Source organism: Oscillospiraceae bacterium (assembly GCA_031265355.1).
Lineage (GTDB): Bacteria > Bacillota > Clostridia > Oscillospirales > UBA929 > JAIRTA01.
On the sequence record JAISCT010000027.1, the window covers coordinates 1 to 20,541 of the forward strand.

The 20,541-nt window shown below is 56.4% G+C and carries 18 protein-coding genes and 1 other annotated feature; of the genes, 9 read left to right on the forward strand and 9 right to left on the reverse strand.

All coding sequences use genetic code 11. From position 1 onward, the window contains the following. The coding region (locus LBK75_03735) for a hypothetical protein (protein ID MDR1157404.1) at positions 1–244 on the forward strand (244 nt) is incomplete at its 5' end. A gap of 76 nt (positions 245–320) precedes the next feature. On the opposite strand, the gene LBK75_03740 is transcribed toward LBK75_03735, so the two are convergent. The 7 genes from LBK75_03740 to LBK75_03770 all read right to left on the reverse strand — a co-directional run bounded on the left by LBK75_03740 (position 321) and on the right by LBK75_03770 (position 8,918). Next, positions 321–2,003, reverse strand: coding sequence for an AMP-binding protein (locus tag LBK75_03740; GenBank protein ID MDR1157405.1), 1,683 nt, complete (start codon positions 2,001–2,003; stop codon positions 321–323). Next, positions 1,990–2,568: an XRE family transcriptional regulator gene (locus LBK75_03745; protein ID MDR1157406.1), complete on the reverse strand. Its 579-nt coding sequence runs from the start codon at positions 2,566–2,568 to the stop codon at positions 1,990–1,992. The genes LBK75_03740 and LBK75_03745 overlap by 14 nt, the downstream gene beginning before the upstream one ends. 61 nt (positions 2,569–2,629) lie before the next feature. Next, positions 2,630–2,873, reverse strand: a binding site (T-box leader). A gap of 125 nt (positions 2,874–2,998) precedes the next feature. Then, on the reverse strand, positions 2,999–6,007 hold the full coding sequence (locus tag LBK75_03750) for a hypothetical protein (protein MDR1157407.1): 3,009 nt from the start codon (positions 6,005–6,007) through the stop codon (positions 2,999–3,001). A gap of 145 nt (positions 6,008–6,152) precedes the next feature. Next, positions 6,153–6,818 (reverse strand): hypothetical protein, encoded by a 666-nt coding sequence (locus LBK75_03755; GenBank protein ID MDR1157408.1) that lies wholly within the window; start codon positions 6,816–6,818, stop codon positions 6,153–6,155. Continuing rightward, positions 6,815–7,363: a sigma-70 family RNA polymerase sigma factor gene (locus tag LBK75_03760; protein ID MDR1157409.1), complete on the reverse strand. Its 549-nt coding sequence runs from the start codon at positions 7,361–7,363 to the stop codon at positions 6,815–6,817. The genes LBK75_03755 and LBK75_03760 overlap by 4 nt, the downstream gene beginning before the upstream one ends. A 185-nt stretch (positions 7,364–7,548) precedes the next feature. Beyond that, positions 7,549–8,433, reverse strand: coding sequence for an SDR family oxidoreductase (locus tag LBK75_03765; GenBank protein ID MDR1157410.1), 885 nt, complete (start codon positions 8,431–8,433; stop codon positions 7,549–7,551). A 2-nt stretch (positions 8,434–8,435) separates the two neighbouring features. Then, positions 8,436–8,918, reverse strand: coding sequence for a MarR family transcriptional regulator (locus LBK75_03770; GenBank protein ID MDR1157411.1), 483 nt, complete (start codon positions 8,916–8,918; stop codon positions 8,436–8,438). A gap of 314 nt (positions 8,919–9,232) precedes the next feature. Between LBK75_03770 and LBK75_03775 the strand changes: the two genes are divergently transcribed. From LBK75_03775 to LBK75_03810, 8 genes are all read left to right on the forward strand, one after another. Continuing rightward, a complete protein-coding gene (locus LBK75_03775) occupies positions 9,233–11,155 on the forward strand; it encodes a hypothetical protein (protein ID MDR1157412.1) in 1,923 nt (640 codons plus the stop codon). Next, positions 11,152–13,215 (forward strand): RAMP superfamily CRISPR-associated protein, encoded by a 2,064-nt coding sequence (locus LBK75_03780; GenBank protein MDR1157413.1) that lies wholly within the window; start codon positions 11,152–11,154, stop codon positions 13,213–13,215. Before LBK75_03775 ends, LBK75_03780 begins: the two co-directional genes overlap by 4 nt. Continuing rightward, on the forward strand, positions 13,203–13,646 hold the full coding sequence (locus tag LBK75_03785) for a hypothetical protein (protein MDR1157414.1): 444 nt from the start codon (positions 13,203–13,205) through the stop codon (positions 13,644–13,646). The genes LBK75_03780 and LBK75_03785 overlap by 13 nt, the downstream gene beginning before the upstream one ends. Further along, positions 13,639–14,520, forward strand: a complete 882-nt coding sequence (locus LBK75_03790) for a CRISPR-associated RAMP protein (GenBank protein MDR1157415.1) — start codon at positions 13,639–13,641, stop codon at positions 14,518–14,520. The genes LBK75_03785 and LBK75_03790 overlap by 8 nt, the downstream gene beginning before the upstream one ends. Positions 14,521–14,557: 37 nt before the next feature. Then, a complete protein-coding gene (locus LBK75_03795; protein MDR1157416.1) occupies positions 14,558–15,397 on the forward strand; it encodes an RAMP superfamily CRISPR-associated protein in 840 nt (279 codons plus the stop codon). 69 nt (positions 15,398–15,466) lie between these two features. Then, the gene (locus tag LBK75_03800; GenBank protein MDR1157417.1) at positions 15,467–16,579 is read left to right on the forward strand and encodes an RAMP superfamily CRISPR-associated protein; all 1,113 of its coding nucleotides are present in this window, start codon (positions 15,467–15,469) and stop codon (positions 16,577–16,579) included. An 80-nt stretch (positions 16,580–16,659) separates the two neighbouring features. Beyond that, positions 16,660–17,241 carry a hypothetical protein gene (locus LBK75_03805; GenBank protein ID MDR1157418.1) on the forward strand — a complete coding sequence of 194 codons (582 nt, stop codon included), beginning with the start codon at positions 16,660–16,662 and terminating at the stop codon, positions 17,239–17,241. Positions 17,242–17,255: 14 nt separating this feature from the next. Beyond that, on the forward strand, positions 17,256–18,140 hold the full coding sequence (locus tag LBK75_03810) for a DUF4062 domain-containing protein (protein MDR1157419.1): 885 nt from the start codon (positions 17,256–17,258) through the stop codon (positions 18,138–18,140). 62 nt (positions 18,141–18,202) lie between these two features. Here the strand turns inward: LBK75_03810 and LBK75_03815 are convergent, their stop codons facing one another. Both LBK75_03815 and LBK75_03820 read right to left on the reverse strand, forming a co-directional pair. After that, positions 18,203–19,195, reverse strand: coding sequence for a CPBP family intramembrane metalloprotease (locus tag LBK75_03815; GenBank protein ID MDR1157420.1), 993 nt, complete (start codon positions 19,193–19,195; stop codon positions 18,203–18,205). 135 nt (positions 19,196–19,330) lie between these two features. Beyond that, the gene (locus LBK75_03820) at positions 19,331–20,485 is read right to left on the reverse strand and encodes a DUF4349 domain-containing protein (protein ID MDR1157421.1); all 1,155 of its coding nucleotides are present in this window, start codon (positions 20,483–20,485) and stop codon (positions 19,331–19,333) included. Positions 20,486–20,541: the final 56 nt, after the last annotated feature.

A 20,541-nucleotide genomic window follows, 5' to 3' on the forward strand; every position in this document is an offset into this window, starting at 1 on the left:
GTTGATCGACGCGGGCCGGGAGGTGGCCCGCCGGTTGTCGGAGATGTTGTCGGAGGGCGATGCCCTGACCAACCGCGCCGCGCCGGGCGCCAGGCGCTATTTTGTCAGCGACAGCGTGGGGGGCTTTGCGCGCCGGGCGGCGCTGTTTTGTCCCGAGGCGGTGGACGGACGCGTGGAAAAGGTGGAGATGGACATCGCCGCCGGCGCCTTTGTCCCCCCCGCCGGCGCCGTGATCATCCGATGAACTCCGGGGGCGGGCGGACGATCACGGAGCTTCCTCTTATTTCCAAAATTCCGGCAGGCGAATGAGAAAATAGTTGTCAGCCATTCATACTATCCCGTTCGCGGATTTCGACGCGGCGGATTTTGCCGCTGATGGTCTTGGGGAGAACATCCACATATTCGACCACACGGGGGTATTTATAGGGGGCGGTGACCTTTTTCACGTGCTGTTGCAGTTCCTTCGTGAGCGCCGGTGTCCCTGTGAAGCCGTTGGCGAGGACGATCGTGGCCTTGACGGCGAACCCGCGGTCCGGGTCGGGCACGCCGGTTACCGCGCACTCCACGACGGAAGGGTGTTCCATCAGCGCGGACTCCACCTCAAAGGGGCCGATGCGGTAGCCGGAGGACTTGATCACGTCGTCGGTGCGGCCCACGTACCAGAGGAAGCCCATCTCGTCGCGGTAGGCCGTGTCGCCGGTGTGGTACAGGTCGTCGTGCCACGCCAGTTGCGTGGTCTCTTTGTCGTGCAGGTAGTGCAGGAACATCCCCGCCGGCGAACCGCCGCCGGCCTCGTCGGTGCGGATGCAGATCTCCCCGGTGACGCCGGCGCCCGCCTCCCGGCCTTCCTCGTCGCAGATCACCATGCGGTAACCCGGGCAGGGCAGACCCGTCGAGCCGAGGCGAGGCTGCATCCACGGGTACGCCGTCCAACAGCAGATGGTCGTTTCCGTCTGGCCGAAGCCCTCGAAGATCTTCATGCCCGTCTGGCGCAGGAAGTTTGAGTACACCTCCGGGTTCAGTGCTTCGCCGGCGGTGGTACAGTGCTTCAGCGAGGAGAGATCCCACTGTGTGAGATCCTCTTTGATGATGTAACGGTACATGGTGGGCGGCGCGCAGAAGGTGGTGACCTTGTAGCGCGACACCTTGTCCAGGATATCGGGCGCGGAGAATTTGTCGAAGTCGTAGACAAGCACCGCGCTGCCGGCCAGCCATTGCCCGTACAGCTTGCCCCAGAGAGATTTGAGCCAGCCGGTGTCGGAGATCGTGAGATGCAGCCCGCCCGCCTCGGCCCGGTGCCAGAAGCAGCCGGTCAGGATGTGTCCCAGCGGATAGGTGAAGGGTTGCGCCACCATCTTGGGGTAGCCGGTGGTGCCGGAGGAGAAGGCCATCAGCATCATGTCGGTGGCCTTGTTGTGCGGCACGGGCCGGGCGAAGGTCTCGGAGGCCGCCGTCACGCCGGCGTCGAAGTCCAGGAAGCCCGGCGCGGCGGCCCCGCCTGTGACGGCCAGCAGCTCGACGGAGGGGGACTCCGGCAGGGCCTGGGTGATGGACCGGGTGATGTCGCCGTCGCCCGTCGCCACGACCATCCGGATGCCGGCGGCGTTGAAACGGTAAACAAAATCTTTGGGTGTCAGCAGGTGGGTGGCCGGCACGGCCACGGCGCCCAATTTGTGCAACGCCAGCAGTGTGTACCAGAACTGGTGGCCGCGTTTGAGTACCAACATGACCATGTCGCCCCGCCTGACGCCCACCGACTGCAGCCAGTTGGCGGTCTTGTCGGTCAGGCGCTTTATGTCGGCAAAGGTGAAAGCCCGCTCCGCGCCGTCCTTGGAGACCCACAGCATCGCGCGCGCGTCCGGAGTCTCGGCGGCCATCACGTCGAGACAGTCATAGGCGAAGTTGAAATCGTCCGGGTAGGTGAGCCGGTAATGGCGCTGCAGGTCGTCCAGCGTGGCGAAGTCGTCCCGGTGGCGGCCGGTGAATTTCTCATACAACGGCATCTTGGTTCTCCCCTTTCATCACGACGGCCAAAAAGGTCGCGGGTTCTCCGTTCAAGGTCTGCATGGCGTGCGGTACGCCGGAATCGAAATAGACGCTGTCGCCGGCCTCCAGGTCGTAGACGATATCGCCCAAAAAGAAACGCATGCGCCCGGACACCATGTAGTCGAATTCCTGCCCCTCGTGGGCGTGTTGGACGGGGGATTCTTCGCCCTTTGGTTCCGCGGTCACCATGAAGGGCTCGGCGATTTTGTTGCGGAAGGTGAAGGCCAGGTGTTTGTAGCTGTACGCTTGCCGCCTGTCGATGGAGAACCCTCCGCCTCGGCGCACGAGGCAGCAGGTCGACAGTTTGGGGCTGTCGCCGCTCAGCAAGTCGACTACGTCCACGCCGAGATGGCGCGCGGCCGTGTAGAGAAAGCTGAACGAGAAGTCCTTTTCGCCCCGTTCGTAGGCGCCAAGCTCCTCCGGCGACACGCCGAGATGCGCCGCGAAGGCCTCCGGCGAGAGGTCTTGGCTCAAACGCAGGCCGCGCAGCCGCTGCCCGATGTCGATCAGTTGTTCCGTCATAAGTGAGCCCCCTTGTTAAGTTATAAAATGGAAAATAAGAATAAAAAATCGCGCCCCGATTGCTCGGGGCGCGACAGACACTGCCACGCGGTACCACCCAAATTGACCTCTCAAAGAGAGATCCACTCGTCGGGGTTCTAACAAACCCCCGGCCTGTAACGGAGCCCGCCGTGTCCTCCTACTGCGCGGGGTTCGGAGGACCTGCTCAAGAGGGATACGTCCTAAAGGCACCGCGACCGGCTTGCACCCACCGCCGGCTCTCTGTACGCGGAAAACGCCCGGACCAGCTCTATCATCGCATTTGTCTATGTTCACGATGTGTTCATGCTGTGAAATGATGCTGTAGTCGCAATCATAGCACACAACGTCTAGGCTGTCAAGAGGGAGTTTTGCGAATTTGCGAAGAAGCGCAGAGTGCGCCGTTCGGGGGTTATGGCGCTGAGGCCAGGGCCACGACGTCGGAGAACTGTCCGCCGAGGTTGCCGCGGTAGTGGCTGAGCTTGTAGTAGTAAGTCACACCTGGCTGAATGGACGTGTCGGCAAAGTTGTATGCGTCGGCCGTGCCGACGAGCGTATAGGGGCCCGAAGGTGTGTCGGCGCGCCAGATTTTGGTACCGTCGATGTTCTGGCCCGTCCACCAGGAAAGCAGGACGGCATCGGCGCCCCAGGACTGGCCGCTGAACCAGTCGGGCGAGGTGAACTGGGCCAAGGAAGCCAGGGCCACGACGTCGGAGAACTGTCCGTCGAGGCTGCCGCGGTAGTGGCTGAGCTTGTAGTAGTAGGTCACGCCGGGCTGAACGGACGTGTCGACAAAGTTGTACGCGTCGGCCGTGCCGACGAGCGTATAGGGGCCCGAAGATGTGTCGGCGCGCCAGATTTTGGTACCGTCGATGTTCTGGCCCGTCCACCAGGAGAGCAGGACGGCGTCGGTGCCCCAGGACTGGCCGCTGAACCAGTCGGGCGGGGTGAACTGGGCCAAGGAGGCCAGGGCCACGACGTCGGAAAACTGTCCGCCGAGGCCGCCGCGGTAGTGGCTGAGCTTGTAGTAGTAGGTCACGCCGGGCTGAACGGACGTATCGACGAAGTTGTACGCGTCGGCCGTACCGACGAGCGTATAGGAGCCCGAAGGTGTGTCGGCGCGCCAGATTTTGGTGCCGTCGATGTTCTGACCCGTCCACCAGGAGAGCAGGACGGCGTCGGTGCCCCAGGACTGGCCGCTGAACCAGTCAGGCGGGGTAAGGAGCGAGCCCACGGGTGTCAGCACAATCGAATCAATCTGGCGCAGCTCGTCGAAGCTCATGGTCTTGGGCAGGTAGCCCGCCGACGTGAAGGTGACGGGACCGTAGTCCTTGCGGGTGGGGATGAGGTTGTTCTTGTCGTGGATCGTGGAGATGAGCTCAAAATGGGCCAATCCCGCCCCGTCGGTATCCACGTCGAGAGAGTAGGGTTCGTCGCCGTCCACCTCGATGTGGACGCTCCGGTTGGCGATGGAGTGGCCGGTCGTATCTTTAAATGGCGCCGACGGCTTGACGCCGAAGCTCACTTCCATATGGCCGGTGGAACCGAAGAGAACGACGCTGTCGGCGAGGTTCACGCCGGGTCCCTCATGCCAATTGATGATTTTGTTGCCCAGGGAGTGATAATACCAGAACCCGATGCGTACGGGCTCGAAATGCTGAGAAACACTCTCAATTTTTTCAAAAGTGGTGTCGTAGAACCACCCGTTGCTGCCCACGCCGTAGCCGCTGCCGAAGGTGATCAGATGCACGTTACCGATCAAGGTGTTGTGTTCAAATAAGATGGGATTGTGGGCGCGGTGCTCTGCCTCCGGAAGGTCGATGTTGTAGCCCTCCCCGTTCAGATCCACACAAGTGTAGGTAGTGTCAACGTTGGTATAGTCAAGATTTTCGCTGAGAGACTCCACTTTAACGGTGTTGTTTTGGAAGACAAAACCGCCGCTTTCGCCAATGCCGGAGGTGACCCAAATGCCGCGGGCAGATCCGCAGCCGTCATGCAGTTTCAGGATGACCGTATTGTCGCGGTAGAGGCTATCGCTCACCGTGCCGATGGTGTTTGAATATCGAAACCCGGCGACACCGGAGAGGCGGCCGTATTCGGAAGAGCGCATGGTGGGCGCCGTGGCGTGGATGTAAACGAGATTGTTCTCATACACGGAATTGCTGCCCCAGCCCACGCCCACAGGGTGATAACCCATGCCGAAAACCTTGTTGCCCTGGAGGCGGCTGTCATCACCCGAAGAGAGCGCAAAGGAGTTCGTGTCGTAGCTGTCGGAGTACAGCTCATTGCCGTGCACATAGCCTCTGGAGTCGAGGCCGCGGTGTCTGAAACGACGCAGGGAGTTGTAGGCGACGTCGCCGCTGCCCGCGATGGCCGAAAGCCCCGCGTGGCGGTCGGAGATGACCTTGCCGCGGTCATAGACGACATTGTGGTGGGTGGATCCTTCGCCCGTCACCATGCCCGAGACGTCGTCCCCATAATAATCCGCGGTGACGCCGGCCACCTCGTTTTGGGTGCCGCTGCCCATGTGGCCGAGGAAGACGGGGCCGAAGCCGATGCCGATGTATCCCTTCCCGCCGTTGGCGCCCTGTTTCACGGTCCCGTTGTAAATATGGGTGTTCAGATAGTTCCAAAGGCCGGCGCGGATCCCAAAGGTGGCGCGCTCGTTGTAGGCGTATTCATTCCACCAGACGCCCACCACCTCGGGGGGCGCCTCATCATACACGATGGTGTGGCCGCCCAGGTCCAACGTCACGTCGTTGGCCTTGATGTTGACGGCCAGATTGGGGACGGTGATGTCCTGGGTCAGCAGGTATGTCTTCCCGGTCTGGTCCAGGACATAGGGAGCCGGTCCCGGCATGTCCTGTGGGATGCGGATGATGTCCGGTGTGAGGACCTTGGTGGAGACGACTCTGTCCTCGGAAGTGATGACGCTGCCGTCCGTACCCATGGCGTGGATGCGGTAATGGTACTGCGTACCCGGCGTCAGGTCCGTCAGATAAAACAGGTGGTTGTAATAGTAGGATTCGGACTGTGGGGTACGGGCGCCGTAGGAAGTTGTCTGGCCATACTCAACATAGGCGACGACGGGCAGGTTGAAGGCAAAACCCACCGCGTGGGAGTAGAAAGAGCTGTAGTCCCAGAAGCCGTCCGGGTCAAAGACCAGCGTATCCCCCAGGGCCTCTTTGACGAGCGGATCTGTCTCCGGGGCGAAGTTTAGCAGCCGAAAGTTGAAAAACCAGTCATAGGTGTCCACGGCCGCATTCGGAATGGGGATTGGGACGGTGAATGTTGGCGCGGCCACGGCAGTCGTCGGCAGCACGGACAGGGTCAGGGAAACCACCGTCAAAAACGCGATGACAAAGGCCGTTTTGTGCGGACGGGCGGCTCTGCGGCCCGCCTTTCTCCCAAAAGACAACATACTCCACGCTCCTCACAAAAATATTAGGGTGAATTGGCGTGTCCAGTTATATCACATCGGGAAAGGCAATGCAAGACCATTTTGCCAGTATTTTTCTAAAATTTACACAAAAATGGATGAGTTGCCAATGAAAGCAAGACATTTCTCAGCGCTCCGGCGACGGCGACGTCACGCCGATGACAATGCCAAAGGACCCCGACCCCGACTGTGCGGGGGATCCGATGCCGCCGAACAGAACAGAACTTACATCCGTGAGGTCGACGGATTCGGAAAGCAATGCGGTGGCCTTGACAAATCCGTCCTCGTCCGTATACTCCGAGATCACGGCGTCAATCTTTGTTTTGTCTTTCAACCGCAGTTGCAGTGTCCCTGGCAGCGGGACGGCGGCGGCGTCACATTCATAGACGTACGAAAAGGTCAGTTCCGTCGGAGAGAGCGTCATGGACTTCAAAGTGACGGCATAGCGGTCGTCGCCTGCGTCGCCGTGTAGTGTGGTTTGGCCCTCGGTGTCGAGTTCAAGTACGCCCGCGGGTTCATTGACGCGCCATCCGACGACTTGGCCGATCAAGTCGCGAAGACCGAGCACATTGGCCGCCCAGGCGGTGGCCGACAGCGTGACGAACAGCACGGCGGCCACGGCGCCAAAGGCGAAACGGCGCGGACGGATATTTCGCGCAGCGCAAGGATTCCCGGCGCCTATTTTTTGCATCACCAACGCCTTGCTCCTTTCCAAAGGCAAGTGCCTGTTTGTCTTAATTTTTATAGGGTTGTATTCCATGCAGTCCAAGATATCAGATATGTTTTTTCTCATCTGTCAAACTCCTTTTCAAGTATAGCTTGTAATTTTTTGCGACCTCTGGCAAGCCGTTGTTTGACGGCCGAAGCCGTCATGTTCATGTCGTCCGCGATGGCCTGCACCGTCTGCAGGCCATAGTAATGGCGCAGGAAAATGCCTTTGTCCGGCTGCGGCATAGCGGCAAGTGCGAGACGTACCGCGCGGCGTTCCTCACCGCCAATGACGGTCTCTTCGATGGAGTCGGCGCCGACGGCCATCAAATCATCGTCGAGCGGCAGGACATCGAGGCATTGGCGCAGCTTGTTTTTTGCTCTGTTGCGGGCAATGCTGCCGAGATAAGCCTTCAGTTTAGCGGTCTCGACCTTTTCCGCATGTTGCCACAGCGCCACAAATACGTCGGAGATCACTTCCTCGACATCTTCATAGGCCATCCGCGCGCCAATGATGCCATGCACCACCGTCGCCACATAGGCCCCGTATTTGTCGAAAAGCCGCGCGAGCGCATCCGCGTCGCCGCGCCGCAGTGCGTGCAATGCGTGTGCGTCTGTCAGCCTGCTCACCTCCCGTCCGTTTCGTTGACGACCGTCACCAATCATAACACACGGCGCGTACGGTTGGTTACATGCAATTTCGTTTGCTTGCCCACGAAGGAAGGCGGGTTTCTCGCTTGTAACTGAGTCGCAGATTCACGACAAGAGCCCCGAATCGTCCGCGGACAGTTCGGGGCTCTTGTTCCTGTGACGTTTTAAGATACGTCGCCGCAACTGGCTTCTAAATCCTCCAAAAGCGATAGGTGTGTCGGATTCCAACCGAGCGCGGCTTGGGTTATCTCGCTTGACGCAGGGTTATCCGCGCCGACGATTTGACAGAGGAAACCGAAATGCGCCAACCCTTGCTCCGTTGAAAGTGATATGACCGGTACGTTCAGGCGTCTGCCAATGGCTTCGGCTATGTCACGGTATGGGACGGCACAATCACTGACCGCCTGATATTTCGCGCTCGTTTCGCCCTTTTCGAGTACGAGCAGGAACAACCGCGACAAGTCGAGCCTGTGGACGGCATGAATCCTGTTCGCGCCGTCGCCGATATAGGCCGCCGCGCCCTTCTCGCGGGCAATGTCCATCAGCCAAGTAATAAAGCCGTAAACGCCGTCGCCATGTACAAAGCGCGATGGTCGCACAATCAACACACGAACGCCGCGCTTGGCGAATGGCAGCGCCGTTTGTTCGGACATACGGGGTGTACGCGGGTCTGACGGGTCGTTTTCGGTGACGACGTGACCGTCCGCGCCGGACGGAACGCCGGAAGTCACGATAAACGTCTTGTTCGTGCCGACAAGCGCCTCTCCGATTGCCTCAATCGCCCGCTTGTCTGTTTCCGCTGAGGCCGCAAAATCGACGAAGTTGTGGATAAACGCCAGGTGGATAACGGCGTCGGCGCTTTCCGCGCCGCGCTGTAAGCTGTCCAAATCTTCGAGCGAACCGTCCACCGCCGACGCGCCCATGGCCGTGAGCTGTTGCCTAGACTTCTCTGAACGGACAAGCCCAATGACTTCGTGGCCCGCCTCCAAAAGTTCCCGAACGACGGCGGAGCCGATAAAACCCGTGCCGCCTGTGACAAATACTTTCATAGTCATTCTCCTTGCGGTGCCTTCCGTCTTTTTTCAATTTGCGTGTCAAGCCCCGCGCTTAATTTCGTGAGCAGATTGAAAAGCTGTTCTTTCTCCGCTGCCGTAAGATTCTCGCCCCATTCCTCAAGCATTTCGCGGCTCTCATCGCGATATTTTTCTCCGAGCGCCCGACCGCTTTCGGTTAGAAAGACATCAAACGTGCGCTTGTCGCCTGCGTTTTCTCTCCGCCGGACGTAGCCGCCCTGCTCTAGTTTGGCGATTAACGCTCCGCACGACGAGGACGTGATTTGCAGCAACTGCGTCAGTTCCCGCTGCGTGATCCCGTCGCGTTCAAGCAGGATTTTAAGAACAATGCCCTGCTTCAAGCCAATGCCGGACGCACCTATTTTGCCGTCCGGGTTCGTGTGGATCAGCTTGATGCATTGCTCGTGGCAGCGATGAACAAGGACATAGATTTTTTCAACATAATTCTCGACAGCACACACCTCCCGAAATAAATCAAGCCACCTTGATAGCAGTATACACTCTTGCTCCTCAATTTGTCAAGCCGGCTTGATAAATATTTTATCGATTGCTGACGATCAACTTATTTGCGAAGCGCTCAGCCAGGCACAAACCTACGCCGTCGTACTTGGCGTGAGGGAGGCTGTAGTTCCATAAAAGAACGCGCTCTACATGAAAAATTGTGCGAATTGGGAAGAAACTATACAAAAATTCAGTTGTCAAGGGGATGTACTCGTGATATAGTAGTTCCTGTAAAAAAGAAGGATTTTGGGAAGTGGCCGGAGAGAGCCCCCGTGTGGGCGAGGTTGCGGACATGACGGAGGGAGGCGTTGCTGTGGAGGGCAAGGAGAAGTTGGAAGCGTCGTCGGAGCAGTTGAAGGCGCTGTTGGAGAGGTTGGCGGCGGAAGGATGTTCGGTCGACCTTGTGTTGGGCGGCGCGTACTCGATCAAGCGCTACTACATGGAAAGCAGCAATCCACGCCAAATGCGCGGCGCCAGTGAATCGCTGTTGCGCGTGTTCGCGGAGCGAATCCCAGGATATCTGAAGAGCGAGGGGCTTTGGAAGGAATATGCGTGTGCCTATTGTCAGGGAGGTTCACAGATGTTGGCCGTCGTGCCGGAGGGGAAGGGCGCCGAACTGGCCAAACAGATGGAAATGTATATCGAGAGCGATTGTGTGACGGCCTTCGGAGCGGCAGTTTGGGAAAAAGTTTCGGCCGGAGAACTGTGGCCGTCCAGCGATAAATTTCAAGAGCAGTTGTGTGGACTGTTTGACAAATTTTATCTTCGCCGCATGGGGAAAATCGATTGGTCTGATCGACCCGATCAAGATCTGTGGGAAAAATTCCAGAAAGACCAGAAAGAAAAGATCCAGGTTCCGGAATACATATCACGCTATCAGGGAAATGAGCTTCGCTGTGACCGGTGCAGACTGCGCCAGCCGAAGTATTTGGCGCAACCGAGTGGAGAAAGATTCCTCCTTTGTACGTCCTGCGCATATAAAGAGGTCCGAGGCAGTTATCGCCAGCGCAAAGAATTCCGAGAACAGGCAGCACAAGCACCTGATGGAGCAGAAACAGAGACATTCTTTGCGCAATTTTTGGAATGGGGTTTGGAAAACACATCACAGGAATACCCCAAAATGGAAGTGGACGACGATATTCGCACAACTACTCATTTGGCTGATAAAAACGGAGATTTCGCCTTGCTGTACGCGGACATCAACAACTTGGGCGGTGTCGGCGTAAAGTTTGAAAATTTCCCAGCATACCGTGAGTTTCGCATCGCGGTAGACGAGACTGTGCGCCAGGCGCTGTACAGTATGTTGTGGTGTGCCATGGAACTGTGTGTTTCCGTTAACGAGGAAAAAACCCTCACAGCGCGTTTTGAAATCATCGCTGCCGGGGGGGACGACATCTGTGTCCTGTTGCCGGGCAACGTCGCATTGTTCGCCGGGACGAAGTTGGTAGAGAACTTTGAGGAACTGTGGAAAAGAAATTACGCCGGAACATTCGAAAAGACACTGGGAGACAATGCAAACCTCTCACTCTCCGCCGGAATCGCTGTCGCGCCGGCCACGGCCCCGTTGGCCTACATGCAGATGGCGGTGGAGATGCTGCTCAAAAGTGCTAAAAAGCGTGCCCATGAGCTGAAGAGCAAAGAGGACGTCGACCACCGGGGCGCGCTCGACATCCTGCTCTTGCAGGGAGACGGACAGTGGGGCGTCGGACTGGACGTACTGCGTGAAGTCAAACGTGAGCGAGACGAGAACATGAAGCTTGTGCGGACGGCGGAAAGGACCATGCGTCCCTTCTCGGTCGAAGAGGCCAAGGCGTTTTTGGAGATCTTGCGGTGTGCGGAGAGAGAACCAAATCACATGTTATACACCGTGGCCGAGGCGGGAGATGCCTGTACGATCGACGAGGGCCTATTGTATTTTGACTATCTGAAGTCCAAAATGCGCCCGGAGGTCCAAACGGATGCGGACCGAGGTGCGGCGGGAAATGGACGTACGGGGCTGGAAAAATTGCAGCAGCGGCTGAGGAAGATGCTTGAGAGCAAAATTGTGAAAGACCTCCACGAGGGTCTGTATTTCCGGTTGCCGGACAAGGACAAAAAGGACGCCACGGCGCCAGAGAAGTGGATCTTTCCCTGGCGTGACGTCGTCAGTCTGCAAACCCAGAAAAGCCCAAAACCCAAGGAGGAGGCGTGTGTATGAAGCGGATCGATTGTAACATCAGAGTCACGATCGACGGCGCCTTCCACACGGGCGGCGGCAAAGGTGCGCGCGCCCAATACTGTTATGCCCAGAAAGACGCGGACGGCGGCCCGTATTGGCCCGGCAGTGCGCTGAAGGGCAAAGTGCGCGCCGTGGCCAGGCAGTTCAGCGCGCTCCAAGGGAACGCCTGTCAGTTTACGCACACGGGTGAGGACAAGAGAACCGATTGTACCTGCGATGTATGCCAGATGATGGGCGGCGCGGGCAATGCCAGAGGGAGCCTCTACTTCAGCGACCTGAAACCGGAGAAGAGGGATGCGACGGTCTGGCAGATGCGCAGTGGGAATCAGATCAACCGCCACTGCCGTGTGGTGGAGGATGAAAAACTCTACAGTATGGAGACGGCGTCCGCCGCGGAAGGGTTGGTTCTGGAGGGGCACATCACAGGGTTTTTGTCCGAGGAGAGATATGAAGAGCAAAAGGCGCTGCTGGAGGCCAGCCTGCGCCACATCACGGTCGTCGGCGGCAGCACGAGTCGTGGCCTGGGCTGGGTGAGTGACGTAGAGATCCAATGGCAGGACGGGGAGACGTCAACGCCAAACGCCCCTGAAGATGATGAGGCATCGGAGGACGCAGAGTGGGTGGAAACGTGGGAAGATGAAGTGCCGGAAGACGGCCCGCGGGTACGCATCCGGTTGACGCCGCAGTCGCCCGTGCAGATCGGCCGGTATTCCACTCAGACCAACTATCGGGACACGCAGTATCTGATCCCCGGCAGCGTGTTCCGCGCTTTCATGGCGGGGGAGATCGTATCCCGGAGCGGTGTGAAGAGCGGAGGCCGGCTCAACTTTGTAAAGCCGCCGCTGCCGGATGAGACAAATCCGCTGTTTGGCGGCCTTCGACGCTCCTTTGAACGGATACGAATCAGTGCACTGACCCCGCTGGGGGCGAGGCCGCTCCCGCTGTCCGCGCAGGTGTGCAAATACGGGGATTGCCCGAGCAAACATCCGAAGGTGGTGGTCGATACGCTGGCGCGCCTCCTCAGTGAGGATCGGTCCGAGGAGGGCCGAAGGTGTCCGGCGTGCGGGGAGAGACTGGAGCGTGCGGAGGGTCTGTACATCAAGCGACAGGAAGGGTTGTACTTGGTGGAGCCGGAGACCGTGACGGCCACCAAAAGCGCCATGGACCGCTACCGCGGCACGACGCAGGACGAGATGCTCTACACGCTGCGCATGATGTCGCACAGGGTGAGGCTGCGACCGCTTCACATCACAGAGGAAACTGCGGAAAAGCATGAAAATCTGTGTGAAGATCTTTATTTTGCAGGGGCCATATCCGGTCCAGTGCCACAGAACGAGTTGCGCCCATTGTTAAAAAACGGCGCGCGCGTGGGTTCCAATCTGACGTCCGGCTATGGACATATGTCCGCGAAAGTGAAATTCGAACAGGCTCCAGATCCACAAAGCGTCTGTGTATACAAAAAGCGTCTGCAAGAGCGCATTGAGGCGTTTAATCAGGTGGTGCGCGACTGGGGCGGGAAGGAACCGTCCGGCATATATATTCCCATCACGCTGCTGACGGACGCTCCGATTGAGGGAGAAATGTTGTCGGAGATGCTGGCTGTGGAAAGTGAGGAAAATCCAAGCAGATATGAGGTGTTGCTGCGGACGCGGCTAAATGGCATGCAGGGGACACGTGATTGCTGGGGAACAGCCGGCCTTCGACTGCACACGGCCCTCGCACAGACAATATGGTGGCGCGGCTTCGACACATCACAGAGGGAGCGGTACTTAAAAACCGCGGTACAGATAATCCGGGCGGGCGCCGTCTTTGTGTTGGCGGCTGAGACACTTTCGGAGGATTTATTGGACGCCCTGCTTGTGCTGCAACGGCGGGGACTCTGCCTGTGCGGCGAAGAAGAATCGGAGCGCCCGTCAAAACCCAAAAACCTGTATGCGGAAAACGGGTATGGCGCCGTCTGTGTAGCGGATGCGTTTTACAGTGAATATGCACTCAAAAAATCTCAAAGTACAGGGAGGAATGGAACATGCCGGCGCTGAGTCAACTGTCACAGTGTGTGCGTGCGGTCGATCCGTATACAGCCGAGATTGTCAGACGGGGCAGAGAATTTTGTGAGGAGAAAAACAATAAAAATGTCATTTGTGGAGATCAAAATGGCAAAAAACAGTTCATCGACATTATGGAAGCGGCTCAGCGCGCCCATTGTGTAGAAGAACTCAAACTGTACGTCGCCTACAAGGGGGCAAAAGAGGGTTCAAGAGGAATGTGGAATAAATTAGCAAACCCGTTGAACCATGAAATTGACGAGCTGGAGAACATTGCAAAAATAGCAAAGGAAGGAAATGCGCGTGATGTTTCACTTGCAGACATCCATCACGAAATCGTAAAACGTTACATGGGATACCTGATGTGGCAGGCCTGTGCCCTGCTCGAGACGCGGAAGAGGGAGGCGTCACTGTACCATGTTTGATCAATTTTACAACCGATTGTCGCTGACCACTGAACTGGTTGCCGTTACGGCGCTCCATGTTGGTGCGGGGCAGGATGCCTTTCAGCCGACGGCTGTACAGGGCGCAGTCATGAAGGACGTCCGCGGACAACCCTATCTGCCGGGGTCTTCCCTCAAAGGCGTGCTGCGCAGCTTTTTAGAGAGCATTGGACTCAATCAACACGGGGGAAAGCCCTGTTATATGGGTAACGCATGCAGCGAGCCTTATCGTACCAGAGCAGAGCGGTTGGATTGGTTGGAGAAGTGGCAGACAGAGGAATTGAAGAAGGGCAAGAAAATATCTCAGGAAGAAGCCCAAGAGGTGCTTGCAAAAGAGATAGTGCGCAATGCTTGTATGGCGTGCCGTTTGTTTGGATCCAGTGTATTGGCGGGCAAAGTGAAGATCTCCGACGCCATACCGGCTACGGAGGAGCTTATAACGACGGACATCCGCACCGGCAATGCCATTGACAGAGACACGCACACCGTCGAAGGCGGGATGTTGTTTGACACGGAGACGATTCCGGCGGGCACGGTATTTACCGTCAAATGGTTGGCGGACAACCTCATAAAAGAAGAAACAGAGGTGTTCGCCCAGCTTCTACAGGTCTTCGCCGATGGTGATCTAACTATTGGCGGCCGCAGCCGGAGCGGACTGGGACGCGCCTGTTTGCGCCCGGTTTCCGCCACGGTTTGGACACGGCCCAAGGATGGCGGGTTTCCCATTCGAAATGAGAAAAATTTCCTAAAAGTGGAAGATTTAAAAGAGTGGTTCAACGAGGGTGCATACGCACCGGAGATAAAACCGGCGGAATCGAAAGGAGGGGTTGCGGATGCTGGCGAAGCTGGTCAATGAGGCGAAACTGGCCTTTCAACTTCGGACGGAGGGCCCTGTGCTGATCAACAGCGGGACGGATAACAAAATTGACCCCACGCTCACGGACATGAGTTTTGTGCGTTGCATACACAACGGGGCGCGCACGGTATACTTGCCCGGCAGCAGCCTTAAGGGTGTGTTTCGGTCCCGTTATGAGCAATTGATGAGAGCTTTTGAGTCTCCGGTGTGCAAGTTGTTTTCAAAAGAAAGCTGTTCGGAGGCATTGAAAAACAAAAAGTCTTTTGACGGTACACAACGGTACAAAGCCAGCTGCGCGGCTTGCCGGTTGTTTGGAAATCTGAGTTTGGGTAGTCGAATTGCCTTTGCCGACGCCTATCCGGATCTGAGTAGTCCGGCGCCTGTGTTGGGGCGTCGCCATGGCGTGGGGATCAATCGGATCACAGGTGCCGCCGCTCCGGGTGCGCTGTTCGAGATGGAGGTCCTGGAGAGCGGCGTATTTGACGTAGAAGTTCGTCTGACCAACTTCGCGCTGTACCAGCTCAGACTTATTTTGTGGATTGTCCAGGATATCGACGATGGATTGGTCACATTTGGCATGGGCGGCACGCGCGGAAACGGGCAGATGCGTTTGAAGGATTCGACTGAGGTACAACTGCGGTATCGCTTGTTTGACGACAGCGATGTAAATCGGCTGCGCGGATACGATGCGAAGGACGTTGGAGGAAGTGAAATACAGTCATTTCCCAGAAACCTGTTTGGGAGAGAGTCCCAGCTGAAAGGGTTAGAAGAAATTTTACGTGCGCTTGGTCTGGATGACAGAGAGACCTTGAGGACGGCGATGCGGCGCGAATCTTGGGAGAATGTACTTGCCTGTCAAAGAAAAAGAAACGCATGAGATGCCCATGTGAAGCTATTTCATAAAACAATACAATTCAATCGATCCTGAGCGAGGGGGGCGATCCGGTTGTCCGGACAGACATTTTATAAAGACAAACCATATGTATTCGTGCCATTGGCGGAAAGTGTCGCGCGCAGCGCGCCAAAAGGCCACGACAGTGCACTCTCACGGGCGTGTGGGGTGTTACATATCACGATTCAAGCCAAGACGCCGCTGCATTTTGGGCAGGGGCTGTTGGAGATGGACATGCAGCAGTCTGTCATAAGGGCGCTCCATGTGCTTGGCCGTGAGAGCGATGGCAACGAGATGCGGATTGCCCTGCCAGGGTCCAGTTTCAAGGGGATGCTCCGCGCTTTCTTTGAGGTAGTGACAGATAGCTGTGTATTGATTCCGCCCAGACGATTGCTGGAGGCGCTACCGTATGGGAATCGTGTTGTATGCCGCCACAAAGATGGGTTATGTCCGGCCTGTTCGGTGTTTGGAAGCTTGGGATATCGGGGGAAGCTCAGTTTCACGTCTTTTTTGGCGGAAGAGAATGCCAAAACAAAGGAACGTGTACTTCCGCAGTTGCAGGCGCCTTTTCGCGATTATCCAAGAGAAAATAGGGGTATGGGAAATGAGCGGCTCTACTATGGCGACTTCCAAGATCTCCACGGGACAGAGATCGGCAATCTGACGAAAGAGGAATTTTTCCGGCGAAAAAGAGACAAACGCGGCCGGCAGATACAATTCTACGGACGCAAGTTTTACAAGCACGCGCGAAAGCAAGCCGAAGGCAGAGATGTATTGGGCTCTTCATATGAGTGTCTGACTGAAGGTTCACTCTTGAAGGGAGAGATTCGTTATCAAGGACTCACGGAACAAGAATTGGGCTCATTGATGTTCGCGTTGGGCATGGGTTGGTCTGTGCCGATTTATCACAAACTAGGATATGCGAAACCGGCCTATTTTGGGAGCGTTAAACTTTCCGTTGAAGCTGAAGCTCTGCCAGATCGTTATCGTGGTATGGGACTTTGTCATGACACGGCAGGACTGAAAACATTGGCGGAAACATATCGCAGTCGAGTAAGCGAGGATGCCTTGTTGGCCATACAAAGATTGGAAGAAGCATGGTCGTCATTGGAGGGGCCGTTTCAATGGAAGCATCCGGCCGAAGGCGGGCAGAATTTGGTGTATTGAGAGAAAAGAACGACGACATAAGGCAGCGATGTCATTATGAAAAGTAGTTTAGACTACGCCCAGAGAAAGAGGTGCTCGACGTGGAACGGGAGAAAATTTTGAAACATGCTCTCCGACACAGTCAAGAGATTGACTTCAAAAAAGCAGGCAGTGACAGTGAGAAGAGAAGCTTGTTTGGACTTTTGCATAGTTTATTGCAAGCAGCAAATAAAGAAGCGGCCACAAAAGGAATACCTTTGCAGAACCATCGAGAAGTCTTAGAAAAGGTCCTTAAGCTTCCCGATGGGAAACGATACATGGGATTGAAGACGATCGACATAAAATATTTGGTCGAAACACTCTTCGGGAAGAGCGGGTCAGTGCTGGATAAAGTTGAATTCAAAGGATATGATCATGACGACTTGATAGCCTATTTAGAAGTGTGTCGTCGTATGTTTTTTTCGAAATATAAAACATCTCAAAAAAGCATTCTAATTGGCACAGAAGAATCAAAGTTTGAAAAGCCTAAATGGAGTTTTGAAGGGTTCAAAATATTAAAAATTCAAGAAGACTTGGAAGAGAAGAATCTGGAATGTGCCCGATTTGTGTTGGAACACAGAAATGAGTGCCAAAAGAAAAAATTGCTGGAGTTAGCAGAAAAAATTATAAAAGCGCAACACTGAAGGAGAAATGGATTGTGAAAAAATATCAAATCTTTATCAGCTCCACATACGAAGATTTGCGCAATGAACGGAAAGCTCTAATGGAAAGGCTTTTGTATAGAGCTTATATACCAATTGGTATGGAGATGTTCGGAGCCGCATCAGTGCCTTCGTGGAAGATTGTTCAAAAAACCATGGATCAGTCAGATTATTGTGTTCTTATTGTAGGGTTTAAGTATGGTTCATTGACGGAAGAAGGAAAAAGTTTCACAGAAAGAGAATATGATTATGCATGCAAAAATAGTATTCCTATTATATCATTTATTCGTGAGGGAGATCTGAGCAGTGTTGAAGAAGACGAGAGAGAAAAACTAACAAACTTTATATCAAAAATAAAGAATAAACAGTGCGGATTTTGGAGAACAAGAAATGAACTTATAAAAGCGGTGGAACACGCTCTAGGAGAAGAAATAAAAAGATGCAAGCGGCCCGGATATTATCGATATGATGAACAACAGAACATAGAGAAACACGAAGTTCAATATATATTTATTACAGCTCTGCCGGGTACAAGTGCAGAATCGATGTGGGAAAAAGCAAAGCAACAACTACAGTTCAGAGATGTAATACCTGAAAAAGAGAAGATTCTTGAATGGGACATCATAAAAATGTTAGAAAGAACATATCCAGGAGAGAATATTGAATCAATAGAGAAAGAGCATATTCCTGATATACATATATATTTGAAAGAGAAAAAGAAAAAATTATTTCCTCGGAAAATCTGTCTCTTCTACGCGGGCCCCGTGGGAGTGGCCCTCCACATTGGCTGTATGTTCGCAAATTGGGCAGAGCCAATTGAGATATTCCAAAAAGAGCATAGAGGAGGCGGCTACCAGCCGTTGGGTTTTCTCCCCAAATAATCGACAATAGATCCCAACCAGGACATCTCAATCACACCAATAAAATTGTCAATTCTCCACTGTCAATTGTCAATTATTTCGCCCGCTCCCTCCACGTCACAACTCTTACTCAGCAGCAGCACAACGATCCCCACCGCGTAGACGAGGGTGACCGCCAGGCCGCCTTCCAGGCCGAAGCTGCCGCCGTTGATCAGCGCGTTTCCGTCTGAGGGGGCGAACGAGAAGAGCGAAGGCATCTGGGCCATGCCGCTTACGGAGATGCCGAATACATTGCCCTGTACAAAATTCCATGCGGCGTGGAAGGCGGCGATGCCCCAGATGTTCCCGCGTTTCAGCAGGTAGACGGCGGCAAAGACGCCGAACAGGGTGAGGTTCAGCAAGGCCAGCGGGGTGACGCCCGAGTTCAGGCTGTGCATCGCCGCGAAGGCGAGCGCGCTCACCAGCACCGCGACGGGCAGCGGCTGCCGGCGGGCCAGAGAGACGAGAAAATACCCCCGGACGACCACCTCCTCGGCGAGCCCCTGGATGAGGAACCCGAGCAAAAACAGCGCGACCATCCCCAGAGCGCCGTCGGACGACGAGCCCCGGAAGGTCAGCGTCCCGGTCAGCGTGCAGAGGAGCACGGTGGCGCCGAACATCCCCGCGCCCGCGCCGAACCCCGCCAGATACGCCCGTAGCGCCCGCCGCTTCCGAAACCCGAGTGTCGTGAGCCGGCGCTTCTCAATGACGCGGCAGTAAAAGAACACGCATGCGGTGAGCACCGCAAAGGCAAACAGGGAGATGAGGTTCATCATCGGATGGGCCGTGATCTCCGAGGTGAACCGCTCGATGTAGACGTCGACGTTCGACAGATCGCCCGACGCGGCGGCGGAAAAGATATCCATCAACGCGTCCCGCCCCAGGACGATGACGGCGGGGATCTGCGCAAACCCAGTGAGCAAGCTGCCTGCCAAGAAGACGAGAACAAAGATGAGGATCTCGACAATCAGCGCGTGCCCCCGGCTCTGTTGCCTGGCCTCCCCCAATAGCCGCGGCGCGGGCAAGGTGAATTTCATGCGTTTCCTCCTCCTTCATTTTCCCTCATGTTTCCCCCACAGTATAACGCAGACGGGCGATTCTGACAACCCAAGAGTGGCATGGAAATTAATGTAAATTTCCATGCCACTCTTGTATCGCGTGGTGCGCGGGACTCATGTCTGGTTTTCTGTCTTATCGGATGCCGGGGATTCCGGAGCTGCCGGTGGAACTGCCGGTGGAACTGCCGGCGCGGGGGTCGGAGCTGCCGGGGGCGCCGGCCAGTGTGCGGGCGGGGGAGCGGCGGGATACATACGCGCCGGCGCGGGGGCCGGTTTCGCGGGCCGGGCCCGTGACTTCCGGATGAGGCGTCGGATGAACAGCACCAGCAAAGCGAGCAAAATCGCAGTCAGCAGCAGGTAGAGGATGTTGCCGGCGAAGAAGACAAAGAGAGCGACAAAGAAGTCGCCGATCGCATGTACGGAGTCGAGGAACTGCCGCTTTATCCGCTCGCCAGTGGTCTTCGGCTCCTCCGCGGGCGCCTGCGGATCGCTGTAGGCAACGACCTCCTGCAGCGTCACATCGACGGTGGCGTACGAGACCAGGGCGTCGTACTTCTGCAGCGTGCCCGTCAGTCGCTCGATCTCATACTGGGTGTCCGAGAGCGACTGTTCGAAGTCGACGATGGACTCACTGTCCGTCGCCGCCTCCAGCAGAACGAGCAGTCGGTCGCGCCGCAGCATCAACACCTTGAGGTGCGCCTCCGTGTCGAAATAGCGGTCGGTGATGTCCTCGGAGGTCTCCGTTCGGGAAAGCAGGTTCCCGACCTGACCGGCTGTCTGCACAAAGTGCGCGTATTCCCCGACGGGGATGCGAAACAGGTAGTGGGCGCTGCGTAGCGCCCGCGTGCCGGCGGCCAGCGACAACCCGGGGACGGTGGAGCTCTCCACATACCCGCCCGCGCTGGCGCAGAGCTGCTCCAGCTCCGTCGTGCCGCCTATGAAATCCGTGGTCTCCACCACGAGAGCCGCCTCGCGGATCAATTTGCGTCCCGGGTCGAGTAGGGTACTCTGCGCGGTAAAGGAGTATCCTTCCTGCGTCTGCGTGGTCGCGGTACCAAGGCCGCCCGCGTCGCTCTTGCCATCGGCGGCGTCGTACGCAGGCGATGGCGTCATCGGCGCGCGGTCGATTTCCTCCGTGCCGGCGCCGCCGGGTGCCACTGCCGCCGGCGCGCTTTCGCTTGTGTAGCGTACCCCGCTGCCGCAGGCCGTCAGGAACAACAGAGCCAGCAACGCCGCCGCCAGTGACAGAACCCGTATGCGCTGTTTCATTTTCACCTGATCCCCCTCCTGTCCGGGCGCCTCCCATCGATTGTGAGAGCTCCCTA